The organism is Sphingomonas trueperi, from assembly GCF_040545965.1.
Lineage (GTDB): Bacteria > Pseudomonadota > Alphaproteobacteria > Sphingomonadales > Sphingomonadaceae > Sphingomonas > Sphingomonas trueperi_C.
Map to the genome: position 1 here is coordinate 139,171 of NZ_JBEPMV010000008.1, position 20,484 is coordinate 159,654.

The 20,484-nt window shown below is 60.3% G+C and carries 19 protein-coding genes; 4 read left to right on the forward strand and 15 right to left on the reverse strand.

Annotated features, from left to right (window positions below):
- Positions 1-366 precede the first annotated feature (366 nt).
- Together ABIC35_RS19780 and ABIC35_RS19785 are read left to right on the forward strand one after the other, a co-directional pair.
- Positions 367-579, forward strand: a complete 213-nt coding sequence (locus tag ABIC35_RS19780; RefSeq protein ID WP_121079667.1) for a hypothetical protein — start codon at positions 367-369, stop codon at positions 577-579.
- A gap of 6 nt (positions 580-585) precedes the next feature.
- A complete protein-coding gene (locus ABIC35_RS19785) occupies positions 586-2,679 on the forward strand; it encodes a hypothetical protein (RefSeq protein WP_121079665.1) in 2,094 nt (697 codons plus the stop codon).
- Between the two features lie 33 nt (positions 2,680-2,712).
- On the opposite strand, the gene ABIC35_RS19790 is transcribed toward ABIC35_RS19785, so the two are convergent.
- From ABIC35_RS19790 to ABIC35_RS19820, 7 genes are all read right to left on the reverse strand, one after another.
- Positions 2,713-3,354 (reverse strand): hypothetical protein, encoded by a 642-nt coding sequence (locus ABIC35_RS19790; RefSeq protein WP_121079663.1) that lies wholly within the window; start codon positions 3,352-3,354, stop codon positions 2,713-2,715.
- Positions 3,351-6,470 (reverse strand): HsdM family class I SAM-dependent methyltransferase, encoded by a 3,120-nt coding sequence (locus tag ABIC35_RS19795; protein WP_183049513.1) that lies wholly within the window; start codon positions 6,468-6,470, stop codon positions 3,351-3,353. The genes ABIC35_RS19790 and ABIC35_RS19795 overlap by 4 nt, the downstream gene beginning before the upstream one ends.
- Complete coding sequence (locus tag ABIC35_RS19800) at positions 6,467-6,718, reverse strand: HTH domain-containing protein (protein WP_121079659.1); 252 nt, start codon at positions 6,716-6,718, stop codon at positions 6,467-6,469. Before ABIC35_RS19800 ends, ABIC35_RS19795 begins: the two co-directional genes overlap by 4 nt.
- Before the next feature lie 247 nt (positions 6,719-6,965).
- Positions 6,966-7,751 (reverse strand): hypothetical protein, encoded by a 786-nt coding sequence (locus ABIC35_RS19805; RefSeq protein ID WP_121079657.1) that lies wholly within the window; start codon positions 7,749-7,751, stop codon positions 6,966-6,968.
- On the reverse strand, positions 7,751-9,187 hold the full coding sequence (locus ABIC35_RS19810) for a deoxyguanosinetriphosphate triphosphohydrolase family protein (RefSeq protein ID WP_121079655.1): 1,437 nt from the start codon (positions 9,185-9,187) through the stop codon (positions 7,751-7,753). Before ABIC35_RS19810 ends, ABIC35_RS19805 begins: the two co-directional genes overlap by 1 nt.
- Positions 9,188-9,478: 291 nt before the next feature.
- Positions 9,479-10,681: a tyrosine-type recombinase/integrase gene (locus ABIC35_RS19815; protein ID WP_121079654.1), complete on the reverse strand. Its 1,203-nt coding sequence runs from the start codon at positions 10,679-10,681 to the stop codon at positions 9,479-9,481.
- Complete coding sequence (locus tag ABIC35_RS19820) at positions 10,678-11,967, reverse strand: tyrosine-type recombinase/integrase (RefSeq protein WP_354278568.1); 1,290 nt, start codon at positions 11,965-11,967, stop codon at positions 10,678-10,680. Before ABIC35_RS19820 ends, ABIC35_RS19815 begins: the two co-directional genes overlap by 4 nt.
- Positions 11,968-12,255: 288 nt before the next feature.
- On the opposite strand from ABIC35_RS19820, the gene ABIC35_RS19825 reads away from it, so the two are divergent.
- On the forward strand, positions 12,256-12,480 hold the full coding sequence (locus ABIC35_RS19825; protein ID WP_121079652.1) for a hypothetical protein: 225 nt from the start codon (positions 12,256-12,258) through the stop codon (positions 12,478-12,480).
- Between the two features lie 232 nt (positions 12,481-12,712).
- Here the strand turns inward: ABIC35_RS19825 and ABIC35_RS19830 are convergent, their stop codons facing one another.
- The 7 genes from ABIC35_RS19830 to ABIC35_RS19860 form a co-directional block, all read right to left on the reverse strand.
- Positions 12,713-13,294 carry a hypothetical protein gene (locus tag ABIC35_RS19830; RefSeq protein WP_121079650.1) on the reverse strand — a complete coding sequence of 194 codons (582 nt, stop codon included), beginning with the start codon at positions 13,292-13,294 and terminating at the stop codon, positions 12,713-12,715.
- Between the two features lie 232 nt (positions 13,295-13,526).
- Positions 13,527-13,802: a hypothetical protein gene (locus ABIC35_RS19835; RefSeq protein WP_121079648.1), complete on the reverse strand. Its 276-nt coding sequence runs from the start codon at positions 13,800-13,802 to the stop codon at positions 13,527-13,529.
- Between the two features lie 319 nt (positions 13,803-14,121).
- On the reverse strand, positions 14,122-14,487 hold the full coding sequence (locus tag ABIC35_RS19840) for a hypothetical protein (protein WP_147425959.1): 366 nt from the start codon (positions 14,485-14,487) through the stop codon (positions 14,122-14,124).
- A gap of 256 nt (positions 14,488-14,743) precedes the next feature.
- On the reverse strand, positions 14,744-15,235 hold the full coding sequence (locus ABIC35_RS19845; RefSeq protein ID WP_121079644.1) for a hypothetical protein: 492 nt from the start codon (positions 15,233-15,235) through the stop codon (positions 14,744-14,746).
- 25 nt (positions 15,236-15,260) lie between these two features.
- Positions 15,261-15,566, reverse strand: a complete 306-nt coding sequence (locus ABIC35_RS19850; RefSeq protein WP_121079642.1) for a hypothetical protein — start codon at positions 15,564-15,566, stop codon at positions 15,261-15,263.
- A 472-nt stretch (positions 15,567-16,038) separates the two neighbouring features.
- Positions 16,039-17,070, reverse strand: a complete 1,032-nt coding sequence (locus ABIC35_RS19855; protein ID WP_121079640.1) for a DUF2493 domain-containing protein — start codon at positions 17,068-17,070, stop codon at positions 16,039-16,041.
- Between the two features lie 80 nt (positions 17,071-17,150).
- Positions 17,151-17,684, reverse strand: coding sequence for a DUF736 domain-containing protein (locus ABIC35_RS19860; RefSeq protein ID WP_121079937.1), 534 nt, complete (start codon positions 17,682-17,684; stop codon positions 17,151-17,153).
- Positions 17,685-18,594: 910 nt separating this feature from the next.
- Between ABIC35_RS19860 and ABIC35_RS19865 the strand changes: the two genes are divergently transcribed.
- Positions 18,595-19,257 carry a hypothetical protein gene (locus ABIC35_RS19865; RefSeq protein ID WP_147425957.1) on the forward strand — a complete coding sequence of 221 codons (663 nt, stop codon included), beginning with the start codon at positions 18,595-18,597 and terminating at the stop codon, positions 19,255-19,257.
- A gap of 357 nt (positions 19,258-19,614) precedes the next feature.
- On the opposite strand, the gene ABIC35_RS19870 is transcribed toward ABIC35_RS19865, so the two are convergent.
- Positions 19,615-20,418 carry a hypothetical protein gene (locus ABIC35_RS19870; protein ID WP_220667396.1) on the reverse strand — a complete coding sequence of 268 codons (804 nt, stop codon included), beginning with the start codon at positions 20,416-20,418 and terminating at the stop codon, positions 19,615-19,617.
- Positions 20,419-20,484 lie beyond the last annotated feature (66 nt).

Here is a 20,484-nt window from a genome sequence, read left to right on the forward strand (position 1 = left end):
CGGCGCCTAAGAGACACCGTTTTCAGTAAGCAAATCGGCGTTTCGAAAGCAAATAGCCATCACCTCCCGTTCGAAAGCCTTGCTGTTGGCGAGCGGCTTGGACCCCGCTGTAATCTTGGCTCAGGCGGCGTCCAAAGCCGACCCGATTATAGAAAAACTCTGAGCCTCGACGCGCCTCGTATCGCTACAACGGGGCTAAATGGCGCGACGATTGTAACAGGCTAAACCGCGCCGGGTTTGCCGGAAATGACGTGATGGGGTGGACGGCCCTCCACCAAAGTAAATTTGCAATACTTGGCCATTGAGCCACGTCTAACCGAGCGCGCATTTCCGAACGTCGGCGTGTGACAAGACCTGACATTCCGCATGGTGCTCGCGACCGGCAGAAATGTCCCGAAAGACGCCGATGATCCGCAGGCAGCCCCCGACCAACATACGCCGCTCGGCCGCTCGTCCATGAATGTCTGTTACCGAAGAAAACTGTCGCTTATCGACGAGCAATTGGTCAGTCTGGAGCGCATGCAGCTTCGCTCATTCGACCACGGTGTGGGCCGCATCGCTGCCACGAACAGGAATTAAAATGTCATGACCTTTAGCAGTGAAGCGGAGATGCAGCGGCTGATCGAGGAACTGCTTTCAGACGGCGTGTTCGGCAACGCGATCGTGGGCCGAGATAACATCGACCGGCTCGCGGCACCGGCGCCGGATGTGTTGCCGATCTTTGCTATCGACCGGGTGGCCCGCGCGGCGATGCTCGCCGCGGCGCGTGATGTGCTGGAGGACATCGACGACCTCATCGTGCTGACAAGCGATGCCAATATATCTATGAGTCGGGGCGAGACACTGCGTCCCGATTTCATCTGCCTTTCTGTGTCGACCAACTCGGTCTATCTGATCGAGTTGAAAAAATCAGCACAGACCGCGCGAGAGGCGATCACCGAGCTTCTTGGCTATGAGCACGAGATCAAAAACTATCTACCGTTTCTCGCCAACTACGATCTCAACTTCGTCCTGATCTCGTCGGAATGGTCAACATTGCTCGACCATAGCGCTGCCTCGGCCTGCGCATGGTCGCGCAAAAAGTTGCTCTGCCTTGAGGCGGGCCTCGATAGCGGTGCCGTCACGTTGACGCCGCGCATCCCGGAGGCTTGGTCAATCACCGGCGTAACGGCCTTTCCGCGAGAGAGTCTGCAGACGTTCCAGCTCACCCTAGAGGGGTCTGCGGCCGATGAAGAGGGTGATCCCGACCAGCGCCTATACGTCGCGATGAATTTGCTCGCGCGTTCCGGTGATCGTGCGGGCGCACACGGTTTTGCCATGCTGTGGCGAGACCGCCTCGATCCCGCTAATCGCACATTCCACATTACGGTCGGCGGCGTCGATACTATTGCCTTTTTCGACGCGGCTGTCGACACCGGGAAGGTCACCCGCGCTCAAGGACATTTCACAGTTCCATTTCAGGAGGCAGTGGCGGCGGCTCCGCGCACGGCACCCGAGTCCTTATCTGCGCTCGTGCGCAGCATCCGTCCGGTGATCGAGGAATTTGCCAGCGTCACGATGGAGGGCTTTTTCGACTGGGAAACAGCACGGGAGACCTATCTCTGTCGCGCCGAGCCGATTTCATTCGAGTTTTGGGGAATGCTCGGCGATCACGCGCGGGCCTACCTCACTAACCCAGCGGTACGCGGATATCGCAGGTCCTTGCTTGATGGCGGCAGGATGGACTGGACCCATCCCTTTCTCGGGCTTTTCTTGCTTCAGTCCTTTCGCGGTAACCAGTTCTTACGCGACGGCGAAATCCATCTGTCAGACGCTTTTGCCCTTGGTTCGGCGCTCGGCATGGATGGTGGCCTGCGTGAGATCATCAACAATCCGAATGCGGTTTCCGCACTGCCGGTGCTTGAACCCGCATTCCTCTGGAATTCGTACACCACGGCACATATGCTGGAGGAACTCATGCTGGTCGCCAGCTCGACAAGCAGCATGGCCCCCCTAGACGAACTCCACTTCTCGCTGCGGGCGGTGCTTTTGCCAGAGGAGCAGACGGGCAATCTGATCCGCTGGATCTCGAGACAAGTTCTGCGCGACGAATCCCATTTTGTCCGGGCATTCAACCTCGGAATGCGCGGCGGAGTCGCCCTCTCAAGCGCGCTGGCGCGTGCGACTGGCGACAGTTTTGCTTCTACTCGCGCAAAGCTCGAGCCTGAACTCTCCGAGGTCCGTGCCGCAGCACTCTCCCTGCTGGCCGAAGCCAAAGCCAACGGTCCTCTCCATCATGAACAGCTGCGCCTAGCCGACTTGGTCGCGAGGACCACGGCCTGGGATGATCACAGTGCAATGAATGTGTTCCGCCTGCTCGATACGCTGGTGCCCGCCGTGGCCCATCAGTTGAACGCCGTCGCGCCTAGCAATCACGATTGGGATTGGCTCAAACAAGGCGTGCGCGAGGTCAGGGCAGCGGGTGGAAGGCCGGCCATCGCACTGGGTGCCAACGGGGTGCTTGGCACCATTAACCTAACCGAGCCAGCGCTGCTCATGATGGGCGATGTCACGGACACGGACAACGAGGTGCTGTTCCTGAACAATCTGTCGGGCCTTCAGATGCTGGTGAAGACCAACTGGGATGCACTGGCGCGCGGCGATCACTTTCCCGTGTTGGGCGGAAAAGACGCTTCGTGAAACGGAGCGTCATCTCAACCGGCGACCATTAGATCACGTCGCCGCCGCGAAGATGTGTTGTAGTAGGAAATGGGGGACTGCCTCGTCGCGAACATGCGCCGTCTCGAAAACGTTCTCCGCCTCGGGAAGGACGCTCGACTGCCGCAGACCGCCCTCTTCGGCAATTTTTAGATCTTGTCGCCGGCCTCGGATCGCAGTCTGAACCGAAGTGATTGCGAGATCAACGCGGCTGTCGAGAACGTAGCCCAACATGCCGCCATGACGGACTTGATCGCCGTATTGCCGATTTACAAAGCGGGACATGCCCTGAGTGACGTACTCTGTGCCCAAGGTCCGCCGTCGGCCCATGAGGGTGACGTTTAGGCGCTTGCACTCCAAGCAGAAGTAGAAGGCCTCGTGTGGAACCATTGGTGAAAACGCGATATCCATTCGACCTTGATCCTGACCCACGGCTGGATCTAGTTCGACCATTTGAATATCGATGCGAAACGGCAGGCTGGCGCTGGTCCGATTCTTGCGCAGAGCGCGGCAAAGCGCCTCCGTCGTCGGATCTTCGAGCGCATCCGGTGAGAGGGGCGGCATTTCGTCCCACGCGGAGAGGATAAGGCGAAGAATGTCCGGCACCTGGGAATCGATCAGATCCAGCCAGGCCGTCGGGTCGCCTCCGAAGCTCATCGACGGGCTTGAGCCGGATGAGTGAGCAGCTTCCCCGCGATCTCATCAGCATCGTTCACGGCGGAGGATTGCGTCCAGTATCGGCATTCATCTGACTTAACAATGTAGAGGCTTGGACCATCAAAAACCATTAGCCCCCTTACAAAATCAAGAGTCCGCCTCGTGCTGGGGAAAGCCTTCTGCAGCCTGTCTATGGTTGTCAGAACGTCCATATCGTCGACCGTGACGTCGGCCGCGCGTGGCCTCTGCGCGTCCGTCCGTTCGATAACGGCCATGGCAATGCCGAGCTTCTGGGACCGCACGATTCGACCAATGACCGCATTGGTTCGCGACCACTGACCTAGCGTCGCGCAAAGCCGCTCCTTGTACGCTGCCAGCACGGCATCAGCCGCCGGCATCATCGTTGGGACGGCGACCCGTGAGCGGGTCGGCTGCACACTGGGAATGACGACGTTTATGGCGTCGTCGATCAGCAGCCGCTCGGAAGGCTGTACGCCAAAATACTCGTCGACAAGCGGTTCGATCGCACGTGTTGCGTCGGCGACGGCGTTGTTGCGGATAAGATAATTCATCGAGGCCGCGCCAATAGCACCGTCAATAATCTTGACGACCTGTTCCACGATCACGCGCGCAGCTACCGGATCCTCATGGCCATCGGGCAGGACCATTGGCAGTCTGAGGATCTCTTGGACGTGGACCTCCGGGCGGTAAATGCCCCAGTTAGAGGAGGTGTGGAACATGAGGTATTTGGCGAGCGAGGTTCTCAAATAGGCCGCGAGAAAGATGAGCAAGCTGCGATCTTCCTGCGGACCATGGATTCCCCGCACCGCGTGCCGGAAGCTGACGTCGAAGTCAGCAAAAGCGATCCGCTGAAAGCCTTTGGTAATCAGGACGTGCGGCGCGCGGAAAATCTCGGTGTTCGTGTTTGACCGGCTCCTGACCAGAACTTCGCTTTCAGGAAGGTCGACCGCGTCCTCCGGCAGCACGAAGAGGTCGATCGCGGGGTGCGTGGCCTTGATGAAGCGTCCCGATGGAAGCTTGAGGCGCTTGGCACGCTTCGGATCGTCATTCTTTCCTGCTGGCTGATAGCCTTCGGCTCTAACCCAGCGCTTTCCACCCGGTTCTTCGGAGGGCAGCCTCACAAGGTCGCGCAGACGGGGTTGCAGCAGCATCCGGTCGATGAAACGAAGATCGCGCGGGGAGCCCCAGAAGTTTTGGCTCCAGACCTGCGGGGCGTCTGGTCCATCAAGATCCAGGAGCAGCTTGTCGAGGCGGATTGAACGGCGGTCGGTCGCGCCGATAACGATCACCTCGGCCTGCGTCGTGGTCCAGGTCGCCTTCGGTGTAAGATACTCGATAGAATCCCGTGTCCGGTCTCCCCTAGGTGCCCGATAATTGACGACAAGCGCCGGATGGATTGCCTCACTGAACAGAAACAATCGAAGGTCAGCGAGATTCAGAACCCGCTCAATGGCATGTTCTTCAACCCATTTTTGTTGGAAGCGCACGGCTGCAGGGCTGTGATTAAATAGGACGCCGTGCGGCAGGACAAAGGAGATCCGCCCCGCGCCCGACACATGCTCCACCGCTTTCCACACGAAGGCAGCCGCGATTTGGCTGTCCGGAAGCGGCTTTCCGGCGCGGGCGCACCACAACCCGGCCTGGGTTTTCGACCCTGCCGTGCTTCCCCAGGGGGGATTGCCAATGATGAGGTCGATATCCCGCGCAAATTCCTGATCATTGAAAAAATCGGCGCAGCGTATCGTTACCGGCTCGTCCGCGCGCGCGACGACGCAGGGATTGGATGGCTCGGCGATCAAGCGCGGTAGGGCGCGCCCCTTCTCCTGGAGACCTTGGATATCGCGCGGCGAGAGCTGATCCAGGTAGGCCAAGTAGAGACTGAATGCGGCAATCCGGCAGGCCGTCGCGTTGATGTCGATTCCGAATAGGTTTTGCTGAAGAATCCGGCTCAGCTCCCGTGCACGGCGGTCGTTGCGCGCTCCTGGGTTGGCTAGCTTCCATTCTTCCGCGATCCGGTTGAACAGGCCTACCAAGAAAATCCCCGACCCACATGCCGGATCGAGAAAGCGCTTGCCGAGAAGCGAGCCGATTCCCTCGAGCGCGGAATCCAGAACGATTTCGGCTAGAAAGCGCGGCGTGTAGAAGGCGCCGTCTTCCTGATCCTCAGCCTTGAGGAAATGCTCGTAGATAGCGCTGATCGTCTCGATCGGAATGTATTGGAAATCGTAAGGCCAGAACGACAGCTGCCCGGTGCGGACTTGAGTGCCCTGGAAGAAGGCGTCGAGGATCGCCACGTGGTCATTAGAAACCAAGCGTGCTTCGGCCTCGATATTGTCGCTGAACAAGTCGCCATTAAAGTCCTGGCTTAGCTGCCTGAATATCTTGAATAGACCTGCCTTTGCTTGGGAAAGCGGCCTCTGGCCAAGCACATCTCGCAAGTGTCTGGCAGGACTTAAACCAAGATTTTCCAGGTACCGATGGCCAACGACGCCTCTATCAAAAAGATAGCACGTGAAGACGAGCCGGCAGAGCAGCGCGTCGAGGGTATCAATCGGTATTGCGTCGGGCGCTCCTTCGCTGAGCTTGGTGCGCACGTCGCCGAGATTGGACAAGAGGTCTCGGTCGACGCGTTTGCTGGCGTCGAACGAGCGGGCATGTTCTCTAAAGAATGCGCCAGTCTCGATGGCAAGAAGGAACTGCGGCATGGCAGTAGTCAATTGCTCGAGCGTGGTAATGAGCGCGGGAACGACGGTACCGACGTCTTCACGGCTGACCGGTCGACACATGCCAGAGTATATTTCCGCACGTCCGCCTGACATCAAAACTAAAACCGGCGCACCGCCATGATTCCAGAAGGTTTTGTGGGTTACGAGCACTTCATCCAAAGCAAAGCTCTCGATGAGCTTGAAGAAGACGATCGGAGCGCCTTCCGTGCAGAAAACGCCATCGAGTCCGAGAGTCTCGAACGCATGCCGGATAATGTGCGCTTGGGGGGTCGCGGGTGTAACCTCATCGGACGAAAGGAAGAGGCTGGGATAGTGCGCGCGGTCTATCCCGGCGCTTTTACACCATTCCTCGGTCGGCTGAACGGTCATCGCTGTTGCTCGCTGGCGGCGAAGCGCGTTTGGCCCGATCCATTGCATTCGAAGGCCCAACCAGATGCGAGGCGCCGGGCGATGATCGAGTGCCCCCTGCCGCGCAAAAAGCTAACATCGCGATTGATCGTCGCCTCGGAAACGCCGAGCGCCTTTGCAAGGGTTGCAGCCGAGCGCCCACCGGTCTCGATGAGCGCGAGTAGGGCTTTATGCCTCTCCGCGATAGCTAGGCTCCGATCGTACGGCACACTTTCTCCCCAAGTCTATCATGAATCGATAGACTCGCAGTGCCGGGAAGGCAAGAACGTTCGAAGAACGATAAAGTAGCAGTCACGGCATCCCCGCAACTGCTCGTGCCCGAATCCGCGAGAGGACCATGATCGACAAGCTGAGGTTGCGGCGAGAGCGCTTTGCCGATCGTCACCTCCGCAGCGGTGAAGAGATGACGGGGCTCTTCGCCGACCATTCTCAACGCCGTCGATCTCGATTAGATCGCTAGGTGCGCACGTCTCGCATTCCGGGGAGGATGAGCTGCTCGTTCGCAGCGGTGTTTAGCAAACTGGTCAGTTGGTCGGCCAACAGCGCGGTCTTGAGTTCGGCAGCTCCGTCGAAGGCTTGAGTCACCGGACTATGGAAAAGGCCGGCCTCGATGCCAGCGATCGATCGGAATGAGGCCTCATCGAGATGATCGTCGATGAAGGTTCGAAGAGTTTCGCCTGGCCGAAACCCCCATAGCAGTATCCTGCGCGCAGCGCGCAGCAGGTTGCCTTCGACGGACGGGTTGGGGAGGAGGTTTATGTCGATCGTTCGTGCGCGCAGGCGCGGCAGGTAGTCCGGCGAGGCATGGACTGTCTTCGCCCTGTAGTCGTAGCACACTGCATCGCAGTCGAAGAACGTCGTCTTCGGAATGTCGCTCAGCTCGGCGACGAGAACGTGACCGTTAGTCGAGGCCCACGTCGTGCCGAGTGCCCAGAAATCGATCTTCCAACGATCGCTCTTCCAGCCGAAGCCGCCGAACCGATTGGGCGTGGCTCCAAGTCTCCGCGCCAACTCAGTGACCTTTTCCACTTCGCCGTCAATTACGATGTCGATATCCGATCTGAAGCCGACCTTGCCCCTCCGGGCGAGATCGCGAACGAGTCCGCCGACAATCGCGATGCGGTCGAAGTCCTTGAGCTCGACGTTCAGGAATTCGCGAAGCGCCTTGTGCGGCGAGCCGGTCTCCCTGAGATACCTGTAGATTCGATTCTTAAGCAGCGGGATGCTGGCGGCGACGCTCATCAGCTAAGGCTCTTGATGTCGTTCCAGAGCTTGATAGTGAACGTGTCAGTCATACCGGACAGCATGTCCGTCAACAACCGAAGTTCGCGATAGCGGATTGACCCAGCGATCCCCTTTTCCGCGCAACGGAGCGCATCCTCGAGGTAGTTCTGGCTGATTAGGGCGAATACGTATTTGTTCTTGGCGCCGCGACGTTTCGCATTGAGATTGTCGAAATCCTTCGGCTTGCGGTCGCTGATCGCATCCCAGAACGCTGTCATCAAGCCATTGAGCGCCTCCGCGCCCATCGTCTCCATTTTGAGCACCGCCGGGTTGTTGAAGGCATATTGCCGGGCGATCCCCTTCAACGTGTCGCAGAAGCCGTTCTTCTCCATAAGCGGCGTCGTGTGCGAGAAGTCGTTGATGGCCTTGCCATTTGTCACGAAGGCGTCGCTCGCGTCGCTTATCAGCGCCTCGATGAAAAAAGCTCGGAGATATCCAATCTTAATGTCCCGGGCGACCTCAGGACGGCGTTTGGCGGCATTGACACGCTTGAACGCGGCCAGCGCCTTTTTGACAACGGCATGATTTTTCGTGCGGCTATCGTTAATCAGGATCGCCATGACGTCGTCCGGCGAGATCACCGCTTTCTTCATGGCGTCGTCGACGTCGAGGATCGAGTAGGCAATGTCATCGCATGCTTCCATGATCCAGGTGAGCGGGTGGCGCTGTCCCTCCTCGAGCCCCGTTTCCTTTCGAAGCCAGTCGACCAGCGACTGTTCGGAGAGAAAGTAGCCGTGCTTCTTGGCGATGAGGTTCTTGTCATCCTGGTTGGGCGCGCCGACCGGATACTTGATCGTCGCCGCTAGCGTAGCGGCGGTCAGATCGAGACCCGAGTGCGAGATCGACGTCTGCAGCTTGGCGAGCAGCCGGATAGTCTGCGGATTGCCGTCGAAGCTGGTGAACTCCTTGCGGTACTCGCTCTCTATCTCGACGGGCAGATCCGCTCCGTCCTCGCTCACCTTGGTGAATATCCAGTCTTGGTGACGTTCGAACCAGCCGCCGATCGCGGCCTCTCCTTGGTGCCCGAAGGGTGGATTTCCTAGATCATGCGCGAGACCTATCGCTGAGAGCATCGGCTGGACGACGTGATGTACGTCCGCATCGCCAAAGAGCGAGGCATCGCCATGGTGGACGCGGGTGCCAATCGATCGGGCGAGATTCGCGACCTCGTGCGAGTGGGTTAGGCGGGTCCTGACGCCGTCATTCTCGTCCATCGGCCAAACTTGTGTCTTGTCCGAGAGGCGCCGCACAGGTGTCGAGAATAGCAGGCGGTCATAGTCCTGCTGATAGCGCGAGCGAACGGCTTCCGCAGCGTCGGCGTCGGCCTGCTGCTCGGCGGAAGGCGCCGGATCGTTCCGATTCGCCCATCGGCGCTTGGACCACAGATCCGCCACTCCACTACTCCGTCAGTTTCGATTGGCCCGGATGGGCGTGAACGCTGGCTACTCCAGAGGGAGCCGAATTTCCAGATCGATGATAGCTCATTCGCCGGTGCCCAGCGGCATTGGGACCCTAATGAAGGGCAGCTCAGCGCGCTGGTTGACCTGAAAGCTGTCGGTCGGCAGGCGGCTCAGTATTTGGTCATTCGCTGGATGACCAACGCCGTCCCTCAAAGGGCCGCTTCATCCGAAACCTGGCGCTCCCAGCTGTACGCACCAACGACGGGTTGTCCCACAGCTCGCCGCTCACGATACCGATGATCGGCATAGTGTGCCACCTAGATGCGCCTCCAATACGTCGCCGATACTCTGAACCGTTTCTATCAAGTCGGCATCGTCTAAATGGGCATATATTGCAGTTGAGCTCGCGCTCGCATGTCCGAGTAGGCTGCCGATCATCGGCAAAGTTTCGCTCCCCATCGCTGCATGACTTGCAAAACTATGGCGAAGATCGTGTATCCGCACGCATTCAAAGCCGATTTTGCCACGCAGATAGCGCCAGAACCAATCGAGCTGGACCGGCTGATCCTGGCCCGGCCGTGCGAACACGAGGTCCGAGCCTTCCGGCTTCGGAAGGCTGCCGAGCAGCGACCGCGCTTCGTGGCCGAGCCATACGGTCCTGGGACCCGTTTTGGAGTCCGTTAGCTTAAGGCGGGTCCCAACAACCTCCGACCAAAGCAGCCCCCGAATCTCTGACGATCGGCATCCGGTGAGCAGTAGAAGGCGGAGGGCGGCTACCTGCAGCGGATGGGCCTCCGCTTCTGCATCCAATGCCGCGCCGAGACGCGCTATCTCCTCCGGGCGAAGGAATCGTGCGTGTCGCAGCTGCGGATACCGCTTCAGTCCGCGCGTCGGGTTTGTGTCGGGAGCCCGCATGCCCCACGCTTCCGCCTTGTTGAAAGCGGCGCGCACGATCTCCAGGCAGCGGTTTGCACCTCCGAGACCGGCCTTCTTAGCCGTCCTCGCGAACCACCGCGCTGCGTCCGCAGCATCGACCTTGTCCACAGACTTCCGACCAAATGCCCCATCGATATAGTGCCGGCGGTAAACCGCTTGGCTCCTGCGGGTGGAGGGCTTCCAGCGTGGCTCCATGCGCTCCCAATAAAGGGCGATGAAGCTGTCAAACGTCGGCACTGCCAGGGCTCGTTGGCGATCGGTCGCGGGATCGCCTCCGGTCTGCGCACGAAGTAGCACCCGCCTCGCGACGTCGCGCGCGTTCGCCCGCGAGACGAGCGCGGCATTTGCGATTGTCACCGTGCGCGTTCTCCCGCCCATCCTCGCCTGGACGATGTAGACGCGCCGACCGGAGGCATAGGTGCGCAGGCCGAAGCACGGCTGATCGTCTGCCCAGATCGTGGCTTTCACCTTCCCGCCGCCGGTGCCTGGAGAAGGCTCAAGCCCCCCCTCAAGGAGGGCATCGTCCACCACCTGGCGGAGAGGCGCCGTCATCGCGCCACCCCCATCGCCTTGGCAATCGAGCCTGACACGCGGATCGCCGCCTCCTGTACGCTGTCATCGGACAGATGCGCGTACCGGAAGGTCGTTTCTGGTAGCGCGTGCCCCAGTAGCGCGCCGATTTTGGTGAGCGAAATGCCCTGCATGATCGCGATGGACGCAAAACTATGCCGTAGATCGTGCAGGCGCAGATCATTCAATCCCGCAGCATCGCGGATGGCTGGCCAGCAAGCCAATGGATCGGATCGGCCCGCGGCTTCAAACACCCGCCCGCTTGGCTTTCGTCCCAGCCGATCCAGCACGGCATTCGCCTGGCGATTGAGGTAAAGCCTCTTCGGTCCAGTTTTGCTGTCGGGCAGGTCCGCATAGTTCTGGCCGACCCACTCCCACCGCAGACCAACCACCTCACTCTTCCGCGCGCCTGTGTAGATCAGCAGTCGAATGCCCGCGATCGCAAGCGATCGCTCCCCCTCAAACTCGCGCAAAACGTTGCCGAGTCGCTGTAATTCGCGAAGCGAGAGGAAGCGCTCTTTCTTCGGCCGCTTATAGCGGGCGATGCCCTTGCACGGGTTTGTGCCGCGCGCGCGATAGCCGAGGAGTTCGGCGCGCTGAAGGATCGCGGACAAGGTAGGGAGCGTCCGATTAAACGCGCCTGTCCGCTGCGCCATGCCGTCGCGCCAGGCCATCACGTCCGCACGGCGGATCTCGGACAGCCGTAAATCGCCAAACGCCGGCTCTAGATGCGCTCGAATGCCAGAGCGTGCCCGCCGTTGGGTCAACGGTTTCCACTGGTCGCCACAATGCTCCCAGAAGACCGGAAGAAACGCAGCGAACGTTGTCGACACATCTTTGCTCGTCGGGACGGGTTTAACCGGCAGACCGTCCAGCGCACGGGCGGCGAGCGCCTGTCGTGCATTGCGCCGAGCCAGCTTCGCACTGACCAGACCGCACTTCCCGATCGTCACCCGTCGCGTCTCGCCTCTGTCGCGGGTTTGCACGATCCAGGACCGGGATTTGTAAGCAACTCTTAGCCCGAAGCCAGGGAGCCGGTCGTCCCAATACAGCCCCGGCGCAAGGTTCAGGCGCCGCGCGAAGTGGCCGTCCAGCCTGAATTTTCTCTTCTGATTCGGGCTCTCAGATAGGCCTTGATCGGCGCCGGTTTTGGGAAGCGGGGCGCCAGTGGATGGTGTCGAAAGACCGCGTTTAGGCGCCGGTAGCGGCAGAGCTATCACATTGTTTTCATTGGCCTTCCTACTTTTAACTGTGGTCTTTTTGAGCACCTTGGTGCGTAGGGTGTGCTCTCTGTAGTCCCATATCGTGGGTGGAGTTGATCCTGCCGCTGATCGATTCAGATCGTTGGGATGCCGTTGCGGATTCCGCGGGGCACCGGCTCGCCGAACGGCGAAACTGGTTGTTGGAAGGCGCTTCGCGCGGGGTCACGGCTCGCTGCAAACTGGTCTGCATGGGTGGCGATCCTGTAGGGGGGTAGGGGGTCTTTTCCGTCGATCCGGGAGCGGTTAAGATGGGCCTGTTCAGAGCCCGATCAGCCTGACCGAAAAGGCATGGAAATGGCGAAATCACTGGATGCTGAACAGGCCGCGATCGAGGCCGACGAACGCAAGCTGGCTGAGCGCCGAAAGGCGCTTCAGGCAAAGCAGCGGGAAGCGGCGATCGCAGCGGTCGAGAAGGCCGGATTGCTCCGGATGCCGATCGACCGTTTGGAGGGCCTGATGAAGGCGGTGAAGAAGCTGGGCTTGGACGCCGTGGAGAAGAGGCTGGAGGCTTCAGCCTAGTCTCCCCGGGATCCAAGCGATGCGGCGGCCGCACGCGACAGGAACCCGCGTGCGGCCGTTTGCCTGTCCGGCGATGTGAGGCGACGGCGAGCGCCGTGGGCGCGAAGCCGGAAGCCGAGCGAGCAGGGCAGGGGCGTGGCTCCGCCGGCTCAACGGTATCAGGCAAAAAAATGGGAAGCGTGGCCGCCAGGCCAGTGCTTCCCATTCGATCTTGCGGGCCGAGATTGGGCTATCAGGCCCAAGCGAGATGCGGTGCACCTTCAAGCGTCTTCACGCGCGCCATCTCGTTGAGCTGGGGCAAATAGGTCACCAAGTCCGGCTCGTCCGAAATCCGTCGGTGAATGATCGGATCAGACAGGCGACGGCGCAGCTCATCCAATGGGATTGCGCCCATGGTTTCCGAGCCGTCGAGCCCCAGCATTTCAAGGATTGCAGAGCCGCGCTCGTCAGGCACTTCCAGTGCGGGCGCAGCGTCGGAATCGCAGGAGAGGCCGAGCCAGATATCTCGATCGTCGGATCGCCAGACCCGGATGCGACGGCCGCGGAATTGGGCTTCCTCAAGCACCTCGATGACGCCGGGATAGTGGTCGAAGCACGCAGATACCGAGGCGAGCGATAGAGGGCAGACGCGCGCGCTGAACGAAAAGCTGCGTTCGACGATCGTCGCCTTCTCCGGGATGATCAGGTCGATGCCGAGCCGCTGCGCTTCCCGGCGAAGCAGTCGGCAGAGTTCGACCAGCTGGTCGGAGCTGATGATCGCTGGCGTGATGGTGAGGGGATTGAAGCCGTCGTCGACGCGGAACCTGATGGACATCGCCACCTCCTTAGGTTGAACCGCACCTCTCTTTCCCTCTCCTCTCTTGCGCCCCTGAGCGTTTCTGATCGTCTCGATATCGCCGGCGATGCGTAGTGCCTCGCGAGGCCCGCCAGGGCCGAAGCCAGAGGCCGAGCGAGCCGGCGGGAGTGGCTGTCGAGCAGGCATGAAAAAGGGCCACGAGGTTGCCCTCGCGGCCCTGAAAAAGGAGGAGCAGAGCGCTCCCCCGATGTTACTTCAGCACCTGCACCACCACGCTCGCGACGCTGCCAAGCAGCGCGATGATTGCAAGAATGCTCGTGATGATAACCATCCACACGCGCATCTGCTCGTTGCCAGCCTTCACCGCGTCGACGCTCATTTTGATGCCGTCGAGCTTCGCTTCCAGCGCCTTGTTTGCCTGACCGATAGCCACGTCGATGTGCTCCTCGAGCGCTTCCACCACTTTGGCGGCAGTTTCCTCATCGATATTAGCGCTCTTCAGAGCACGAAACAACAGAACCTCCATGATGATCCTCCTAGATCGTCGAAAAGACGGTCCCTCGCGTTGTGTGCGGCGGCGAGGGTCAAGGATCGCGCAGCGACCGCGTAAGCGGCGGTGGGGGCAACGATTTTCCCGCAGGGAAAATGGTGGGGCCCCGCCGTCCTTGAGGCTCGTCGCCGCGCCCAACACACTGGGACATCTTTGAGAAAGAGATCCCCACACGCGCCCATGGCGTGGGCCGGGGCTCGATGCCCCGGTTCACGCCTTTGCGCGGCAATGCGTAGCTAGGGGAGGCCCGAAGGGGCCGTACCAACGCGAGCGAGCCGAGCGATGCGATTCCCGCTCATCCCGGCTCGATCGGCACGGCGAGGATCATCTGAGCGGCTTCATCGGTGCGTCCCTGCGCCACGACGATCATCCGAGCGTTGCCCAGCGCTGCGTCTGCAGCGAGGTCCCGAGCGTAGAGGTCGGCAGCATCGTACTCACCCGAGCAGTCGCTGATGTCGTCATATTCCTCGGTATCCGGATTAAGCTGGCCGGTGTATCGACCCGCCCAGCTGTCCCGATCCCGGATCGCATTCTCAACGCGGCTGATCATCTCGAAGCCGTAGCTCTGAGCCGTCCAGTACCCGGCCTCATGAGGCGCATAGTTCCGCAGCGGATTGAAGCTTGGCGCAGCACGTTCGGAAGTGGGATTGATGGCAGGCATGTTCGTCTCCTTTGTCTTGATGACGAAGGTTTCACGTTGGCCGGCGTGGCGGGGGTCAAGGACCGCGCAGCGGCCGCGCAGCGGCGGTGGGGGCAACGATTTTCCCGCAGGGAAAATGGTGGGGCCCCGCCGTCCTTGAGGCTCGTCGCGCCGGCCAACATACTGGGACGACTTGAGAGAGAATTTCCCCCTGTGGCCGAGGCAATGCGTAGCTAGGGGAGGCCCGAAGGGGCCGTACCGACGCGAGCGAGCCTGATCATACCAGCGCCAGCGCGCGGGCGATGACGGACTCTTCAGCGCCGTTGACCGAAACGCCGCTAAGCTTCCCGCGCTCGACGTCGAGCCGAACTCTCGCCAGCGCAGATGCGGTGGGTGCAAACGGGTACGCGTATAGAACTGGCCGATCGTCCTCCGTTTGAATCAGGACGATTTTGTGCGTCAGCAAGCTTGAGAGGCGGTTCCTTGCCAGCTTCTGATCGAGGAGCCTGGCGACCGTCAGCTCGAGGTCGCAGGCGAAGGTTTCTCCCCCAGCCTGAACGGGCGGTCCGTTGGCCGTCAGGTAACGATCGATTTCCTCGATGGTAGGACCAGCAAAGCCGGGGAGCGGGCGGTAAAGATCTGCCCCTCCGCAGCCTTGGTTGCTTGCATGGAACGCGGGCGTTCCGTCGACGCACAATATTGCGGTGTAGGCGCAGGTCTCGTGCGAAAGCTCGTGACAGAAGCGGATCTTCTCGAGGGTGATCTTCATCGTCCTTACCCCTTCCGGTAAGCTCTCAGGCGGGCACCGCGGCGAGCAGGAGATGCGGGGGAATGACGAACCGCGCGAACATCTCGATTGGGCCGTCGCCTTCGCGCGCGAGCCGGGAATCAAGGTGCTGGAGGTAGAGCCATGCCTCGGCGGTTTCATCGTTGACCCACTCGTCCGCCATTGAGGTTCGGCGGCAGAACTCCGGGGTCATTTGCGACCAGTCCAAAGCGTCGAGGAAGCGCGATCGCCGCTCCGCATATCGGACGATCCGAGCATAATCCGAGGCGATGATAGCGATGCAGGTTGAGAGGAGCATGATGCTGCCTTTCACGCGGTTGAGACCGCTCTTTTCTCTCCCTCTCCACTCTCGGCTACAGGCCGATCGGGCTCGCGAAGCGTGGCCGCCGGCGAGGCGTAGCCAGCGCGCCCAAGCCGAAGGGCTTGGCCGCGTTGCGAGCGAGCCGGATGGGGCGGCAAGGATTTCCCGGTTCGTCGCAAAAGGCGGCAAGAATTGCCGGGTGGGCCGCTACGGAATGCGCGGTTGATCTATGATGAAAGTCTGCGGCAGCCCTTTACCGGAGGGGGGAAGGTCGCCGCGCGCGACGCCGCCAGCGAGCCCCGGCGGGGGCGAGGCTGGTGGTGGCGCGCGCGGCGACCTGGCGTGGGGGGAACCTGTAGGGTTTCCCCCACTCCCGAAAGCACGACAAAGGGCCAGCGCCGGGGAGGGATCGCCCCGGGGCTGGCCAGTCTCTTTCCTGCCAAGGAAACGGGGGAGGGCGGCGCGAGGGGCGCCGCCCTTTGCCTCATCCCCACATGCTACGCTGCGGGGCGGGGGCCTGACTGGAATGGCGGAATGCGTGGGTGGGAACGCCTGCCTTTTTCAGGCTGTCGAGCAAGTTTGCCTGAATGCCCGAACCTTCACAGACGATTGCCTCAACGGGGCGCAGGCCCGCCAACTGGTCGTTGCGAACAAAGCCCGCGCGCTTGCCATGGCGGGCCGTGTTAGGGGTGAAGGCGACAACCGGCACGCCCTTGCTTGCCGCCCATGCCGTGGCGATCGCGTCGGCTCCTTTGCGCTGCGCGGTGGTGCAAAGCGTCATGTTGGGCACGCGCTCCTTGATCTGGTCGAGCCGGGTCCAGATTTGTTCGTGGTCGTGCCATTCCTGCCCCCCGGAAAAGACGACAAGCGGGCCGCTCGGGGCGCGCTGTTCGCGAAGGGCGGTTGCGTGGGCTTTGAGGAAGTCCGCGGCGGCGATCTGGCTTGCGTTGGTGGCGCTGGAAACGCGGGTTCCGCGCGCGCTGCTCCACGGGCGGCCTGTCTCGCTGCGGTAGCATTCGGCGGCATAGTCGCGCATGCACTCGATAGCGGCCCGCTGCTCCATCTTGGTTTGGGTGCGCAGCTGCAGCTCCTCGAGCTCGGCCGCATAGATTTCCGAGGGGTCCGGGTGCCGGATCAATTCGCCGAGTTCGAGCGAAAGGGCGTCTTCTTCGCGGGCCAGCTTGGCGGCTTCAAAGTGGAAGCTGTTGACGAACCCCCACGCAATCGCCTGTGCGCTCGTCTCTAGGCGGGTATCGCGGAAGAGGTCGAAAAGGGTGACCATGATTGCATGGCAATCGTGCTGCGCCTCGGCGGGCTCGGGCATGTCCAGCTCTTGCGCGGGCGCGCCAGCTTCCACGATGGAAAGCGCGCCGACGTCGCCGAACGCTTCGACAAATTGAGGGGCGGCGGTTTCTTCGGCGAACGCGGCGGCAATCGCCTGTTCCCGTTCGGTGCGGAGGGCTTCGCCAAGCTGGGCAAAGCTGGTAAGGCGGCGGCTAGTCGTTTCCTTCGTCATGGCATGCAATCCTTGGCAGTCGGTTGCGATCAGGGTCGGGGGAGCGTTTCCACCGCTCTCCCCGCCCGTCTGACGGTTGGTTATTCGGCGGCGGCGTCGATCAGCTTCCCTGTCTCGGTCGCATTGCCCTCGAAGGCGTCGCTACGCTGGCCGCGCTGGCCGCGCTGGCGACGGGGTGCGGCTCCCTCGCCAGCCATATCGGACAGCGGCGGGATGGCGGGTTCGCCTGCTTCCTCGGCGGTGTTATCCGACCGATTGCGGCGGCGGCGGTTGCCGTCCATGTCGCGGTTGCCGCGTTCTTCGCGGTTCCACACGACGCGGAAGCCGTCCACATCGTCACCGAAAAGCATGATCGGAAGCGGGTTCTGGAAGCTCGGATCTTCGAGCCGTCCCTGATAGAAGGTTTCGCCGTTCGTGTTGCTCTTCTGCTCCCACAGGGCACCCACGACGACCCAGCGGCGGGCGACGTTCAGGGCCATGATCTCGAAAGCGGGGGCGCGATCATTGTCGCTGCGAACGGGACGGAGACCGAGGCGCGGGAGGTCGATAGTAACCGAGGCGATCGAACCGATAAGATCGCCGTTGTCCGCGCGCTTGAACTGACCGATGTTCATGATCATTACTCCATTAGGCGGGGGCTTTTCCCCCTGTGTCTCGGTTGGGGCCTCTCCCCTTCCCTTCCGACATCTTCCTTTTACTCCCTCTCCTCTAAGTATTGAAGCGCATTGATTTCTTGACAGAAACTCATCGTACTCGGTGAGTCCGAGCAAAGAAAAAGCCCCGACTAGGGGCGCAAAGAAAAAGGCAAATAACGCATTGGCCGCTCATGCGGCCAATTCTGTCTCTATAGCTGCGTTGAGCGCGGCTCGCCCTTGATCTCATCGCACCCGGAGCCGTCCTCGCAGGGGCTCAAGGGGCAGGCCTGTTCGACGCGGGCAACATAAATGACGGAGGCTCCGACGCGCTTGCGCGTTGGAAACCGTAGGGCCAACAAACAAAAAGCATTGGCCGCAGGCCAAATCAGAAGCGACCCGGTATTTCTGTTGAGGGGGCTACCAATAAACAAAAGCATCGGCCGTAGGCCGATACATCAATGCCCCCGACCGGGGCGGGCAGGCCTGCAACGCAGAGACATTGAGAGGCGGCGAAGGGTGCGTTGAGATCATGGGCTCACAAGCAGCCCATGACGCGCCGATGCGCGTCATTCGACAGCCGAAGGCTGCTAGGGATGCAGGCTGAGCAGGCGCCAGGTTGGGGGGAGGGGCGTGCGATCGCCGCGGGTCCAACGATAGGTGGTCGTCACCCGACAGGGCTGAGACCGCTTGCGGGCTCGGTCGGAGCGCCTTCAGGCGCGGAGATAGGGCACCGGTGCCGGCCAAACGAACAAACGCATTGGCCGCAGGCCAATTCCAACGCCGGCAATCGCCACAAGTCCATTCATGACGGCTTGGATGGGAGATATCATCTAGAGTATGGTGCCAGCCTTAGCTCGGCTATATAGCAAGCTCTTTTCGGGTGGGGCGCGTGGGGATTTTAGATCGTTTAATTGCTAAAAACGTAGAGAAGTATGTCTACGGGATGATTGAGCATGGCCAATCTGAGGCGGATTACCCATCCTTAGGGTTTGACGCAGCTCGTGCATATGCTCGAAGCAACGGTGCGACTTCATACCCAGACATGCGGGACTCTATTGGCTTTGAAAAACAAATTTCGGGTCGCATCTACTGGATTTTTTTCACACGTGGGCGTGCGGGGCGCGGGACAAGTATCAGTCTAACGCATAGATCAATCGCTAACGAAACCGATACGCGGGCGGCGCCTTCATCTTCATCTCATCGCTCTGGTTCAGCTTACTTGAAGGACGGGTTGCATTTTCTGGAATCTTTGTCTCCCGCCGAGATGGAACAACGTCGTCCGTGGCGCGGTGATATGCAGATATGTGAGCGCTTTCTGTCTTCGCTGGGACAACACATCAACACGAGCGATGTCGCTACAGCATATTTTTATACCCTGCTGCAGGGCATTCAGGGTCGTAGTATGTTGCTTTCATTCCTCTCTTTTGTGGAAGACAGCGGAGCGTCACTGCAAGAGCAGGAGGATGCCGCGTTTGAACTCATTAAGTATATGTGGGATCGAATGGATCGCCAGGGTCAGCTAAAGTTCCTCGCTTTCGGGCGCCTTCCCTGATCTATTCGGTGTCTGCTGCGCTGGCTAACTTCTCTTACGTGGGCGACCCGGAGCGCTGGCAAGTGCCTGCTGGAGGCGATTGCGAGGGCCTTCAGATTAAAGGCTCAAAAGCGAGCTATGACAGCCGATGGGCATTATTTGACGACGGAAGGCTGCTGCGGATGCCAGCTTAGCCTTCGATAGGTGCGGTGGGAGCGTGATCGTCGCGATTCGACTTGATAGGTAGGCGTTACTCAACAGGGCAGGCGGCCCGCGAACTAGCTCGGAGCGGCCTCAGTCGCTGGGATAGTACACCCGGGTCGGCCGAAGGAACAGGACCATTGCCTGCAGCTCCACTGAACCACCGACAATTGCCGGTTAAGCTTCGAGACAACTTAAAATGGTGCTGATTCGCCCGGAAAGAGCATTTTTCATCTTTTCCAACCCTTCCGTATTTGGGAGATACTTAAGATATCGGTGATGGTTTAGGTCGAAAGGCACGTCGCCGTCACTATGAGTTATCATAATGACCTCTCGTCCAAGTGAGTGAGCAATTCCAGTCTCGTAGAATACGTTAGGATTTCTGCCGGACAGGTCACAGACGACGATCGATGCCTGGTCGATTAAGCTTATCACATCCTGGATGACCGTCTGGTGTTCCCAAACATTATCGGCGCGAGCAACATGCAGGCCGTTTTCGATCCCTGCAGCTTTGATGGCCTCATATACTGGAGCGAAATCGGCGCTGAACGGCATCATGACGGATAGCTGTCGTGGCCTAGTCGATACTCCTCCGCCGATCTGGAAAGCAGTCGGTCGATTCTGGCCTGCAATGACACGCAGAAGAACTCTATAGAGATCCGGGTCTTTAACCGCCCAATGGTTCCTACTCCAATCCCAATGCCGGACGTGGCAATTCATGTCGAGCTGTTGCCGCACGGCGAATAGGGCTGCATTGGTTATGGGTGGAATGTTGTCATCAACAGCTATATCGCAGCGCACCTCTTTTCCTGTGAGGCGCGCAGCTGTTATCGTACCGACAAGCGCCCGCTCCTGCCCCGTTCCCTCCTTTAGGAAAAGCGCTGGGTAATGACGCAACTCTTCGAATAACGGTGTCTCATTCTGGCTGAAGCGCTGGATGAGGTCAGGGTTTGTGTACTGAAACACCCTTTCAAGGTCCATCGAGAACGATCTCTCGTCCCAATTGTGGTTACCCATCACAAGATTAAACATAGATTGTGCCCACCT

Excerpts from the sequence above, each read along its gene's own strand:
- ABIC35_RS19780 (WP_121079667.1), top strand. The coding sequence starts at position 367 with ATGGTGCTCGCGACCGGCAGAAATGTCCCGAAAGACGCCGATGATCCG.
- ABIC35_RS19785 (WP_121079665.1), top strand. The coding sequence starts at position 586 with ATGACCTTTAGCAGTGAAGCGGAGATGCAGCGGCTGATCGAGGAACTG.
- ABIC35_RS19790 (WP_121079663.1), bottom strand. The coding sequence starts at position 3,354 with ATGAGCTTCGGAGGCGACCCGACGGCCTGGCTGGATCTGATCGATTCC.
- ABIC35_RS19795 (WP_183049513.1), bottom strand. The coding sequence starts at position 6,470 with ATGACCGTTCAGCCGACCGAGGAATGGTGTAAAAGCGCCGGGATAGAC.
- ABIC35_RS19805 (WP_121079657.1), bottom strand. The coding sequence starts at position 7,751 with ATGAGCGTCGCCGCCAGCATCCCGCTGCTTAAGAATCGAATCTACAGG.
- ABIC35_RS19815 (WP_121079654.1), bottom strand. The coding sequence starts at position 10,681 with ATGACGGCGCCTCTCCGCCAGGTGGTGGACGATGCCCTCCTTGAGGGG.
- ABIC35_RS19825 (WP_121079652.1), top strand. The coding sequence starts at position 12,256 with ATGGCGAAATCACTGGATGCTGAACAGGCCGCGATCGAGGCCGACGAA.
- ABIC35_RS19830 (WP_121079650.1), bottom strand. The coding sequence starts at position 13,294 with ATGTCCATCAGGTTCCGCGTCGACGACGGCTTCAATCCCCTCACCATC.
- ABIC35_RS19835 (WP_121079648.1), bottom strand. The coding sequence starts at position 13,802 with ATGGAGGTTCTGTTGTTTCGTGCTCTGAAGAGCGCTAATATCGATGAG.
- ABIC35_RS19840 (WP_147425959.1), bottom strand. The coding sequence starts at position 14,487 with ATGCCTGCCATCAATCCCACTTCCGAACGTGCTGCGCCAAGCTTCAAT.
- ABIC35_RS19845 (WP_121079644.1), bottom strand. The coding sequence starts at position 15,235 with ATGAAGATCACCCTCGAGAAGATCCGCTTCTGTCACGAGCTTTCGCAC.
- ABIC35_RS19855 (WP_121079640.1), bottom strand. The coding sequence starts at position 17,070 with ATGACGAAGGAAACGACTAGCCGCCGCCTTACCAGCTTTGCCCAGCTT.
- ABIC35_RS19860 (WP_121079937.1), bottom strand. The coding sequence starts at position 17,684 with ATGAACATCGGTCAGTTCAAGCGCGCGGACAACGGCGATCTTATCGGT.
- ABIC35_RS19870 (WP_220667396.1), bottom strand. The coding sequence starts at position 20,418 with ATGGACCTTGAAAGGGTGTTTCAGTACACAAACCCTGACCTCATCCAG.